The organism is Gramella sp. Hel_I_59, from assembly GCF_006714895.1.
Classification (GTDB): domain Bacteria; phylum Bacteroidota; class Bacteroidia; order Flavobacteriales; family Flavobacteriaceae; genus Christiangramia.
In genome coordinates, this window is the sequence record NZ_VFME01000001.1 from 1,454,040 (window position 1) to 1,465,796 (window position 11,757).

Sequence of the window (11,757 nt, forward strand, 5' to 3'; positions counted from 1 at the left end):
ACGAAATTATATTCAATATAATAAGTTATCCACTAGGAATAAATTGTTGAAAAAGAGTTGTTTTTTGGCTGGAAAGTTCTTCTTATCGGCTCCCTATCGATTATAATGACAATTACAACGAAAAGCTTTAAAATTGAAAGATGATTTATTTACTTTTCTTAAAGCGTTGTAAATTAATCTGTTATGAAAAATATATTTCTTTTATTGTTTATTATCTCGATTACAGCCTGTTCTGTCGATAATGAAGTTGGAGGCTTAACTAATGAAATGGAACAAGTTAATCTAGAAGGGACTATTTCCAATGAATGTACCTGGAGTACCTATGACTTTGAAGATTATGGTATAGTATCAGTAATAGATGATAATGATATTATTTATGTAAAATTAGTGGGAATTGAGGGTTATACAGTTGATAATGCTAAACTTCACGCTGCAAAAATAAGCTCTAAAGGCTCCAGAACCATTAATTTTCCTACCGTAGGAAATGGTAACCTACCTCCAGGTAAAATGGAATTTCAAAAGAATGCAGAAGCTGGAAGTAATGAAATCTTATTTGAATTAGATAAATCAAATTATAATACTTCGGAAATTTTGATTGCTGTTAAGGCGACTTTTATACGGGGAGAAAATTCATTTAGTGCATGGGCAGGAGATGAAGAAGGTAAAAAGGGAGATTGGTTATATTTTCAATATGATTTTCAGAACTGTGAGCAATGTAAGGAAGATGTTTACGTCGGCCCAGATTATGATATTACTTTTACAAATGCATACCAAGTGGAGAACTTGAATACTGGGGCGAAAATAGACAGGTTTTTTGAAAACTTATTATTGGATAAAGGTGCTGATTTAGGAGGTACTTATACACCTACAGTTACACAGGTTAAACAAGATTTTCAAAATGGAGTTACATACTTTGAAATAAATTATACAATTGAAGACGGTATATGTGAGGATTCGGCGACAATTTTAATAAACGTTGTGGACTCAGCGGAATCCTATATTACGATTATCTCTGAATAGATCGAATTAAATTTATTAAAGCGCCTACTTTGATAAAGACAGGCGCTTTAATAATTATAATGCACCCTTTGCAACCTAGTACGCCAAAATCTATGAGAACTATTTTTTTGTTAATTTAATATAAATTCATATACAAAGTTATAACATGTTGAACAACAGACTCTTATAAATCGTAATTTTGTTGTTCAAGATTAATAAATTCATGTAAATCCCTACAAAAATTGATTGAAAATATGAGGTTTTAGTGTTTTTATCTACTATATATGCGTTTCAACGAATATATATTCTATATCATTAACTTAGTAGTAATATTGTAAGATAAATCCTAAAACTAAATTATAATGAATAGATTTTTACTACTAATCTTTGCAGTAGCTTTATCATCTTGCTCTGTTGAAGAAATTGAAAACAATGATTCATTCGCATCGGCGAATGCAACAGTAGAAACCATTGGTTGTGCTGGACCAGACAATACAAAGACCGTGACACGTGAATTTGTGAATGAGAACCTTTACACTGCTGCACGAATTAAAAGATTTTATTTAAACTTGTTAGGGAAGAACGTTAGTAGAGAAGGTGATTTCAACCCATCTATAAGCGAAATTGCTTCTGATTACTTGGAAAATCCTCTAGGAGACTTTTCAACTACATATTCCGTTAATAATAATGGTTGCGAAGATTCTGCAAATTTGACCTTGAAAGTCGTTGAATTTTTAGATGAAAATTGTGCAGAAATAGCTGGAGCGGACGTAACACGAAATATAACTCCTGATTTTGTGCAGGACGAGTTGTATACTGATGCTCGAATTAAGAGATTTTTCTTAGAAATGTTAGATGATGGAGTAAGTCAAACTGGAACTTTCAATCCTACAATTGCTCAGATCAAAGCAGATTATCTAAACAACGGTGTAGGAATATATACCACTACTTATTCAGTGGTCGATGGAAATTGCCAGGACTCTACTGAATTAAGCATTATTATAGAAGAGGTTTGTAACATCAACGCAGGATCTGATAACACTGTAACAATTACACCTCAATTTGTAGAAGAAGAATTAGATACAGATGCAAAAATTGATAGATTCTTTTTAGACCTAGTTGAAGATGGAGTTAGTGAAGACGGTAATTTTTCGCCTAGTATTCAAGAAATTAAAACGCAATACATCAACAACGGACCTGGATCTTACACTACTGTCTACACCGTAGGTGAAAATAACTGTCAGGATTCAGCTGAAATAACAGTTGTTATAGAGGAAGCGTGTGATATCAATGCAGGATCTGATAAATATGTAACACTTACTAGAGACTATGTTCAGAAGAATCTTTACACTGCTGCCAGAATTAAAAGATTCTATCTAAATCTACTAGATGCTGGAGTAAATAAAGAAGGGTCTTTCGATCCAACAATTTCTGAAATCGCTTCTAGCTACAGAGCAAATCCTATAGGTGAATTCACAACTACTTACACAGTGACATCTAACGGATGTTCAGATAATGTCGAATTGACAATCAATGTTGTAGAGTAATTTTCCCAAACATATTAACTGAAAGAACGCCAATATGGCGTTCTTTTTTTTTACTGATATTAAAAAACTAGCTTACTCTGCATATCTTTTATTAATAGGGATGATATAAATGGCTATCACAATCCTCTGGTAGTCTTCATAATTATACCGTTGGTGAATTTTACTGATGAAATTGTGAACACTAAATTTCTAAAGTGAAATCCAGAAGTTTCGAATAATTGTTCATGATATTTATTAATTGAAAAATTGAGTAATGGATTTTTGATTCACTAAGTTTATAGCATATAAAATATAAATTAACGAATCTTCGAAGGTTTTTGTTTCAATGTAGGTTGGCAGCATTATCTTATTCCCGTAATTTTGTTTTTTAATAGTGCACCGAATATATTAGATGAAAAAGATTAAAGTACTTCATATTATAAAATCACTTGGTCGAGGCGGTGCAGAAATGTTACTTCCCGAGACGCTAAGAATTCACGACAGAAATAAGTTTGACTTTCATTATATATATTTCCTCCCTTGGAAAGATCAAATGGTGGAATCTATTGAAGAATTTGGCGGAAAGGTAAATTGTTTTAGTAGCAACGATAATATTCGACTCCTTTTGAAATATAAAGAAGTTATTATTTATTGCAGGGATCATCATATAGATGTTATTCATTGTCACTTACCTTGGGCCGGCTTTCTGGGCCGGATAGTCTATAAAAGAACAGGTATTCCAGTAATGTATACCGAACATAATATGCAAGAGCGGTATCATAAGTTAACTAAGGTTATAAATAAAGCTACTTTCAACTCTCAGAGCTTAGCACTTGGGGTTTCTGAAGATGTAAAAAAGTCAATTGAAACAAATATAGCACCGAAAATTCCGGTTAAAACTCTACTTAATGGAGTTAACACTAAAAATTTTAATCGAGAGATTGTATCATCTTCTATTAGAATAGACTACGAAATTCCTAATGATGCAGTAGTAATTGGAACAGTAGCCGTGTTCAGGTTCCAGAAACGTCTAAAGGAATGGTTACAGGTTTTCGCTGAAGTTCACGCAGTGAATTCGAAGGTATATGGCATTATAGTAGGAGCTGGACCGCTAGAAGATGAAATAAAGGCAGAGTTTTCAAGATTGAATCTTGAAGGAAAAGTGTTTTTTCCAGGCTTGCAAACCGAAGTAAAACCTTATCTAAAGGCTATGGATATTTTCATGATGTGTTCATCTTTTGAAGGTCTTCCGATAGCATTGTTAGAAGCCATGAGTATGGAATGCGCTGTGGTATCTACTATGGCTGGAGGCATTAAAGAGGTTATTAGACACGATAAGGATGGCTTAATCTGTCTGGTTGAAGAATGGTCCAGATTAGCCGATTTCTGTCAAATCCTCATTAATGATTCCTCCCAATTGAAATCTTTCAAAATCGCGGCTAGGGAAAGAGTAATAGGGTCTTTTAGCTTAACAAATATGGTCGAAGAACTGGAAGAGTTTTATGCCGCAGCCGTCACAGGTTAGTAATTCTTTAATTTAGGAGTTTAACTTATCGTCCAACAAAATATACCTTATACAATGCATATTAGAGAAGCTGAAGAAAAGGATATTCCAGAAATCTTGCGAGTATTAAAAGCTAGTCTTGGCGAAACTTCTTCTAAAAAAACTGAAGATATTTGGAGATACAAACACCTAGATAATCCTTTTGGTAAATCCTTAGTACTATTAGCTATTGAAGACGATAACATCATTGGCGTGAGAGCCTTTATGAAATGGCAGTGGAAGAAAAAAGATGAAACGTTTTTTTGTTTTAGGGCTGTAGATACGGCTACTCATCCTAATCATCAGGGAAAAGGTGTATTTAAAAAACTTACATTGGAAGCTATTCAGAGAGCAAAGTTAGCTAAGCATCACTTCATTTTCAATACCCCAAACCAACAGAGTTTGCCGGGATATTTAAAAATGAAATGGGAAATAGTGGACAAAATAAAGGTTCATTTGTATCTCACATATCCAAAAAAGATTTCTGGAGAGATTAATACAGACACGATTAATTTGATAGAAACGGAAATCCAAGATTTATGTGATTCATATAACAAACAGAACAACTTGCAAGGAAAATTTTATACTCCAAAAAATGTTAGTTATTTATCCTGGAGGTTTCAAAATAATCCTATGCAGGTTTATGATATTTTCGAGGAAAAAGGTATTTACCTCGCTGCCTATGTAAAACAACATAAAAATATCAAAGAATTGCGTATATCTGAAGCCATGGTAACTGAAGACCAGAGAAAGCTGGCTAAAATTGTCATTAAAAATTGGTGTAGTAAACATGGTGCCTACATTGTTAGTTCTGCAATAGCTCTCAATTTTTTATCAAGGCTAAATCTATCCGGTGGTTTTGGGCCTGTGTTGACTGCAAGAGATTTGAATTTATCTTCTCAAGAATATTCCGAAGTATTAGATTTAGATAGTTTTATTTATACATTAGGAGATTTAGAATTATTCTAGATGATTGGAGCAATTTTTCTGGCATTAATTTTAGCCTTAGTTAATCAAGGAATATTTGGTTTTTTTAAAAAAAGACACAAATTTTTCTCTGTTCCTCTAATGAACAAATTATATTTCTATCATCTAATCTTCTGGCTTACCTATTACACTTACGCGCTATTTAATGCGTCTGACTCTAAGAATTATTACCGGAACACACAAGATTATAGAGGGGACTGGCTTGACCTATATGGTACGAGTACAACTTTTATAGATTTTATAGCATACCCATTAACGAACATGATGAATTTACCATATGTTGTAGTGATGGTAATATTTGCGTGGATAGGTTACCTGGGATTTATATTTACCTATCTATTTTTCCGGGAAAATATCCCAGTAAAGATAAATCTTTTCAAGAAATGGGATTTTCTATTTATACTTCTGTTTTTGCCTAATATGCACTTCTGGACTTCCTCTTTAGGGAAAGGTTCAGTCATATTTCTAGGTATCATGATGTTTGTATATGCACTTAAAATGCCTAAAAAAAGGTGGTTGACGCTGGTAGTGGGGTCGCTTATAATTTATCACGTACGGCCACATGTTTTTATGTTTATGGTCGTAGGCGCAGGTTTAGGCTTTATGAGTGGTAACAAGAAAGTTTCAACAGGTATGAAAGTAGGTGCTTTCATTGGAATGTTAGCTTTGTTATTTCTTATTCAGGATAAGGTGTTATCTGTTGTAAACTTAGGTGGGTCTGATGACGTGGTGAATGATTTTCAAGATTTTACAACTTCTCGATCTGAAGGTTTAAGTGAAGATGCTGGATCTGGAGTAGATATGGCAAATTATCCTCTTCCAATTAAATTGTTTACGTTTTGGTTTAGACCCTTGTTTATAGATGCACCTGGAATTTTAGGGCTCATTGTCTCGGCAGAAAATTTGCTTTACTTGCTAATTACATTTAAAATTATGAAGAAGGACTTCATTTCATTTATTAAAAAGTCAGGTCCTCTGGTAAAAATGAGCTTTGTTGTTTTTTTAATGACTTCTTTGGCAATGACTTTTGTAATGTCTAACCTTGGAATAATAATGCGTCAAAAGTCAATGGTAATGTATTTTCTATTCTTTGTAGTTTATTACTATATGGCTGAAAAAAGATATTTGGAAATTTTAAAAATAAGGAAGTTGAGAGCAAAAGAAAAGCTTAAGAATTCCAGTGAAAACCCGGTTATCCAATCGCGATAGTAGTACAAAGACTGACGAGAAGGTTAAAGTAGGTCAAATCCTTACTGCATAGGAATCCCTAGCTTATGTGACTATAAAATTGAAAAGCATTATTCGAGATTAAGTAATAATGATTATTGAATTTCCCTTTTTACTAAAACGTAAAAACTATACCATACAATTAAGCTTCCAGCAATTATCTCCCCCGCATCTTCTACAATGGTAAGAACACTGCTGCCTGGTACAAATTTAAGTAAGCTATGTAAAATGTCTATACCAACTCCAAAAAATATTAGAATTCCTGTTAAAATGATGTAATGTATTGTAACGTTCTGTGATCGTTCATCACCCTTGAATAGATGGTATAATATAGGTAGCGCAAAGAAAAGTCCTAAAAGCGCTGATATGGCCAACTCACCGAAATCCTGACCGCGTAAACCAAAGGCATTTCGAACACCAAAAGCTTGAACAAACTGAGCTCCGAAACCTTCATGGAATTGAAAGGCGTCATCTGCGAATAAAACTAAATGAAAAAAAGACCATACTAGAAAAATGAACTTATGTTCTTTGAAGAATAAATAGAGCAGTATAATTGCAGCAGTAAGATATTGTAGATATTGAAACATCTCGGCATAGCCAAAATCCATATCCAGTCTTAATAGTTTGTCACTACCACTAATTTCAGGTAATGTAAAGGTATATAGGTGAAGACAGATGAAGAATAGATCTATCAATAGGAGAAAATATAAGAGCCTTTTTAAGTTATTATAAAGAGAATTAATGTTTGTTAATTCCTGATTCTGTCTGATTGACGATAATGTTAACTTCACTGAATAAAATTTTAACCGGCAAATTAGTCTTTTTTACATCGCATGCTTGTTAAGTATATTAAAAATGATTTAAAAATCTTTTTGCGAAATTGCGGGAATAAATCGAAATATCTATTTCGTAAATCAATAGTTATAATGAAGAATAATGGACAGTTAGTCATTTCCCTGGATTTTGAACTCATCTGGGGTGTTTTCGATAAAGTTGAACATCATGAAAAATTAGAATATTTTGAAAATACTCGAAAACTCATTCCTGAACTTTTAAAGCTATTTAATTACCATGAAATTCATAGTACATGGGCGACAGTAGGTATGCTCTTCAACGAAAGCTGGGAGGAATGGATGGAAAACTTACCCCAACATTTTCCTAAGTACACGAATCAGAAATTATCAGCTTACAATTACGGGAATGAACATAGGTCTAGTATAAATGAAAAGCTATGTTGGGCTAGCGAATTAATTGACCTAATCGCAAAGTCAGATAATCAGGAAATGGCTACACATACATATTCCCATTATTATTGCCTTGAAGATGGCCAGAATAGGGATAGTTTTGCATCAGATCTGCAGTTGGTTAAGAAACTTGCCTCTAAAAAAGGTTTGGGATTAAAAAGTCTTGTTTTTCCAAGAAACCAATTCAATGAATCCTATAAGGATATTTGTGCCAACCACGGAATTAAGACCATTAGGATCAACCCTGAGAACTGGTATTGGAAAAATACGCAAAGAGACACATTAGCCGACAAAATTTTCCGAACTGGTGATGCATATATTGGACTAAATGATAAATCTTACAATCTCGGCAGTATAAAGGTTAATCAGATTGTTCAGCAAAAAGCATCCAGATTATTAAGACCTCATGAAAACAATTTTAAGGATTCATTGAGGATTAACAGAATCAAAAATGAAATGGAGTTTGCAGCTAAAAATAATAAAGTTTATCATTTATGGTGGCACCCCCATAATTTTGGTGCTGATCCGGAATCTAATTTGAAAGACCTCAATACAATTCTAGAACATTTTGCCAAATGTCAAGATAAATACGGAATGCAATCATTTACGATGGATGAGCTGACTGATTTAAGATTAAATTTGCAATAGATTAGTTTGAAAAATATTAATTTGAGTAAACTTGTTCGTGTTACCACTATACCCTTATCTCTGGAAAAGCTTCTGGAAGGACAGCTTACTTTTATGAGTCAGCATTACCAGGTGATTGCAATTGCTGCAGAGGAAAAGAGACTCGAGAAATATGGAGTCGATAATAATGTAGAAACCTATACTGTAGAATTAACTAGAGCTATAACTCCCATTGCTGACCTTAAAGCTGTATTTAAACTCACCAGTTTTTTACTCAAAGAAAAACCTCTAATTATTCATAGTCATACTCCCAAAGCGGGAATCATTAGTATGCTAGCTGGTTTGCTCGCAGGTGTTCCAATCAGGTTACATACTGTGGCAGGTTTGCCATTATTAGAGGTTAGTGGAACTAAGAGAAGAATTTTAGATTCAGTAGAAAAGCTTACTTATAAACTAGCTCATAAGGTATTTCCTAACTCATTTGAATTAAAGAATATTATTCTAGATTTAGAATATGCAAATGAATCTAAGTTGAAGGTTTTGGGAAATGGTAGCTCAAACGGGATTGATACGACTTACTTTGATCCTCAACGATTTACAGAAGACTTTAAATCAGATTTAAGGGCAGCCTTGAGTATTCCCCAGGAAGATATCGTTTTTGTTTTTGTAGGGAGATTGGTAAAGGAGAAAGGCATCGAGGAACTTGTGCGTGCTTTTAATGGACTTAGATTTAGTACACCGAAATGTAGCTTGTTATTAATTGGTCCATTTGAACAAGATCTGGACCCAATTTCAGATGAAATTATTCAGGAGATTGAAAACAATCCTAAAATTGTAACTACCGGTTATGAACTTGATGTTCGACCATATTTTGCAATTGCTGATATTCTAACCTTTCCATCGTACCGAGAGGGCTTCCCTAATGTAGTTTTACAAGCGGGAGCCATGTCATTACCAGCAATCGTCTCTGATATAAATGGTTGTAATGAAATCATTCAGGATGGTGAGAACGGTATTATCATTCCTGTAAAGTCTGAGGAAGCGCTGAAGGTTGTTATGAAAAAATTAGTCGATGATGTAGAATTGAGAAGTCGACTTACCTTAAATGCTCGTCATGTAATTCAAGAAAAATATGAAAGAGAGGACTTTTGGCAAATTCTGTTAAAAGAATACAAAGAGTTAGAAAGCTCTCTCAAACATGATTAAATTCGCGCCCCGGTTGAAGTAATTCATTATTAACTGAATGTATAGAAATTTAATTAAACCAATCTTTGATTTTCTTGCTGCTGTAGCAGCGCTGGTGATTCTGAGTCCGGTTTTAATTGTAGTCACTATATTATTATATCGAGCAAACAATGGCAAGCCATTTTTTTATCAGGCCAGACCTGGTAAAAATGGGGATATTTTCAGAATAGTGAAGTATAAAACCATGACTGATGAAAAGGATCCATTGGGCAATCTGTTGCCGGATTCTGAACGATTAACGAAAATTGGTAGCTTTGTTCGAAAGACTTCAATTGATGAAATACCACAATTGTTCAATGTTCTGAAAAGTGACATGAGTATTGTTGGTCCAAGACCATTACTTCCTCAGTATCTAGAGCTATATAATGCGGAACAACTAAAGCGGCATGAGGTGAAACCAGGTATTACTGGCTGGGCGCAAGTAAATGGTAGGAATGCAATAAGCTGGCTTAAAAAATTTGAATATGACGTGTGGTACGTAGAGAAGCAGTCATTTGTTTTAGATCTTCAGATATTATTTAAAACTATTAAAAAAGTTGTTATTTCTGAAGGCATAAATGCAGATAACATGGCTACCACAGAACCTTTTAACGGTAATAATTAATGATTCTATTTGGTGCAAGCGGACATGCAAAAGTCATTCTGGATATTATAAATTCAGGAACTGGTGATATCGTGGACTTTATATTAGATGATAATTCTGAAATATTCGACTTAGCTGGTTTTGAAATTGATCATATAGTTGATAGAAGCATCCTTCAGAAGAACAATACGATTATTGCTATTGGAGATAACAAGATCCGTAAATATATATGTTTAAAATATAATATAATGTTGCATCAAGCATTGATTCACAAAACTGCCATTGTTTCAAAATCTGCAACTGTGTCAAATGGGTCTGTTGTTATGGCTGGAGCCGTAATAAATCACTCAGCGAACATAGGGGAAAACAGCATTATTAATTCGAATGCTATCATTGAACATGATGTTAGCATCGCTAAATTTGCACATATATCTCCAGGTGCAATTGTGACTGGGGCTGTGAGTATTGGAGAAGGTTCCCACATTGGAGCTGGAGCTTCAATTATCCCAGGAATAAGTATTGGCGAATGGGTTACAATTGGTGCTGGCGCCGTCGTATTGAAAGACGTTCCAGATTACGCTGTGGTGGTTGGGAATCCAGGCCGAATAATTAAATACAATAAGAATTAATATGTCAAACGATAAGATCTGGCTTTCCTCCCCGCATATGGGTGGTAATGAGTTAAAATATATTCATGATGCATTCGATGAGAATTGGATAGCACCTTTGGGTCCTAATGTTAGTGGATTTGAAAGTGATATTAAAAAATATCTTGGTGGAAATGTTGAAGTTGCAGCATTAAGTTCTGGAACGGCTGCATTGCACCTGGCTTTAATTATGCTTGGAGTTTCGAATGGAGATGAAGTTATATGTCAAAGCATGACCTTCGCGGCTTCAGCCAACCCAATAAAGTACCTGGGTGCCACTCCAATATTTATTGATAGTGAATCTAAAACTTTGAATATCTGTCCTGACCAGCTGGAGATTGCTATAGAAGATAGAATAAAAAAAGGCAAAAAACCGAAAGCTATTATTGCTGTTCACTTATACGGTATGCCATATCAGGTGGATCGAATTAATACTATTGCAGATAAATATAACATTCCAGTTATTGAGGATGCCGCAGAAGCTCTTGGGAGTACATACAAAGGTGCAAATTGTGGCACCTTCGGCGAATTGGCTATTTTGTCATTTAACGGTAATAAGATCATCACTACCTCTGGTGGTGGTGCCTTGGTTACTAAGACAGATAAAATAAAGCGGAAAGCTGTCTTTCTCGCTACTCAGGCCAGGGATGATGCTCCACATTACCAGCATAGCGAAATTGGTTATAATTATAGATTGAGTAATATTTCCGCAGGAATTGGTCGTGGACAAATGGAGGTTTTGGATGAAAGAGTAAGTGCAAGACGTGAAATGTTCGAATTTTATGTAAATTTATTCCGTGGTGTCGAAGGTGTCAGTCTGGCTTCTGAACCATCTGCCGACTATTTTAGTAATCATTGGTTAAGTGTATTAACTATTGATAGTGAGGTAACTGGGTTCTCTAGGGAAGACTTGAGAGAATCACTTGGTGCTTTGAATATTGAATGTCGACCTTTGTGGAAACCTATGCATATGCAGCCTATTTTTTCGGATTGTCCGTTTTACGGCACGGGAGTTGCTGAGACCATGTTCGACAATGGACTTTGTTTGCCAAGTGGTAGCAATCTTTCGGATAATGATAGGTCCAGAATCAGTAATGCAATTAAAAGTCATTTGAAAAAAGACCAATAG

11 protein-coding genes are annotated in these 11,757 nt (G+C 34.5%); 10 read left to right on the forward strand and 1 reads right to left on the reverse strand.

Translation table 11 applies throughout. From position 1 onward, the window contains the following. Positions 1-183 precede the first annotated feature (183 nt). From JM79_RS06635 to JM79_RS06655, 5 genes are all read left to right on the forward strand, one after another. Positions 184-1,020, forward strand: a complete 837-nt coding sequence (locus JM79_RS06635) for a hypothetical protein (RefSeq protein ID WP_141877395.1) — start codon at positions 184-186, stop codon at positions 1,018-1,020. Between the two features lie 341 nt (positions 1,021-1,361). Then, the gene (locus JM79_RS06640; protein ID WP_141877396.1) at positions 1,362-2,546 is read left to right on the forward strand and encodes a hypothetical protein; all 1,185 of its coding nucleotides are present in this window, start codon (positions 1,362-1,364) and stop codon (positions 2,544-2,546) included. Between the two features lie 391 nt (positions 2,547-2,937). Then, complete coding sequence (locus tag JM79_RS06645) at positions 2,938-4,050, forward strand: glycosyltransferase (RefSeq protein WP_141877397.1); 1,113 nt, start codon at positions 2,938-2,940, stop codon at positions 4,048-4,050. Between the two features lie 54 nt (positions 4,051-4,104). Next, positions 4,105-5,037 (forward strand): GNAT family N-acetyltransferase, encoded by a 933-nt coding sequence (locus JM79_RS06650; protein ID WP_141877398.1) that lies wholly within the window; start codon positions 4,105-4,107, stop codon positions 5,035-5,037. Further along, a complete protein-coding gene (locus JM79_RS06655; protein WP_141877399.1) occupies positions 5,038-6,264 on the forward strand; it encodes a hypothetical protein in 1,227 nt (408 codons plus the stop codon). Between the two features lie 113 nt (positions 6,265-6,377). Here the strand turns inward: JM79_RS06655 and JM79_RS06660 are convergent, their stop codons facing one another. Beyond that, entirely contained in the window at positions 6,378-6,890 is a 513-nt protein-coding gene (locus JM79_RS06660; RefSeq protein WP_141877400.1) for a hypothetical protein, read from the reverse strand. Between the two features lie 318 nt (positions 6,891-7,208). Here JM79_RS06660 and JM79_RS06665 point away from each other — a divergent pair, with 318 nt between their 5' ends. From JM79_RS06665 to JM79_RS06685, 5 genes are read left to right on the forward strand one after another with little or no spacing between them, the layout of a single operon-like run. After that, positions 7,209-8,174, forward strand: coding sequence for a polysaccharide deacetylase family protein (locus JM79_RS06665; protein WP_141877401.1), 966 nt, complete (start codon positions 7,209-7,211; stop codon positions 8,172-8,174). A 21-nt stretch (positions 8,175-8,195) separates the two neighbouring features. Beyond that, positions 8,196-9,359: a glycosyltransferase family 4 protein gene (locus JM79_RS06670; RefSeq protein WP_141877402.1), complete on the forward strand. Its 1,164-nt coding sequence runs from the start codon at positions 8,196-8,198 to the stop codon at positions 9,357-9,359. Between the two features lie 37 nt (positions 9,360-9,396). Next, positions 9,397-10,002 carry a sugar transferase gene (locus JM79_RS06675; protein ID WP_141877403.1) on the forward strand — a complete coding sequence of 202 codons (606 nt, stop codon included), beginning with the start codon at positions 9,397-9,399 and terminating at the stop codon, positions 10,000-10,002. Further along, positions 10,002-10,610 (forward strand): acetyltransferase, encoded by a 609-nt coding sequence (locus JM79_RS06680; RefSeq protein ID WP_141877404.1) that lies wholly within the window; start codon positions 10,002-10,004, stop codon positions 10,608-10,610. The genes JM79_RS06675 and JM79_RS06680 overlap by 1 nt, the downstream gene beginning before the upstream one ends. 1 nt (position 10,611) lies before the next feature. Continuing rightward, entirely contained in the window at positions 10,612-11,757 is a 1,146-nt protein-coding gene (locus JM79_RS06685) for an aminotransferase class I/II-fold pyridoxal phosphate-dependent enzyme (protein WP_141877405.1), read from the forward strand.

Excerpts from the sequence above, each read along its gene's own strand:
- JM79_RS06650 (WP_141877398.1), top strand. The coding sequence starts at position 4,105 with ATGCATATTAGAGAAGCTGAAGAAAAGGATATTCCAGAAATCTTGCGA.
- JM79_RS06685 (WP_141877405.1), top strand. The coding sequence starts at position 10,612 with ATGTCAAACGATAAGATCTGGCTTTCCTCCCCGCATATGGGTGGTAAT.
- JM79_RS06660 (WP_141877400.1), bottom strand. The coding sequence starts at position 6,890 with ATGGATTTTGGCTATGCCGAGATGTTTCAATATCTACAATATCTTACT.
- JM79_RS06645 (WP_141877397.1), top strand. The coding sequence starts at position 2,938 with ATGAAAAAGATTAAAGTACTTCATATTATAAAATCACTTGGTCGAGGC.
- JM79_RS06680 (WP_141877404.1), top strand. The coding sequence starts at position 10,002 with ATGATTCTATTTGGTGCAAGCGGACATGCAAAAGTCATTCTGGATATT.
- JM79_RS06635 (WP_141877395.1), top strand. The coding sequence starts at position 184 with ATGAAAAATATATTTCTTTTATTGTTTATTATCTCGATTACAGCCTGT.
- JM79_RS06675 (WP_141877403.1), top strand. The coding sequence starts at position 9,397 with ATGTATAGAAATTTAATTAAACCAATCTTTGATTTTCTTGCTGCTGTA.
- JM79_RS06640 (WP_141877396.1), top strand. The coding sequence starts at position 1,362 with ATGAATAGATTTTTACTACTAATCTTTGCAGTAGCTTTATCATCTTGC.
- JM79_RS06665 (WP_141877401.1), top strand. The coding sequence starts at position 7,209 with ATGAAGAATAATGGACAGTTAGTCATTTCCCTGGATTTTGAACTCATC.
- JM79_RS06655 (WP_141877399.1), top strand. The coding sequence starts at position 5,038 with ATGATTGGAGCAATTTTTCTGGCATTAATTTTAGCCTTAGTTAATCAA.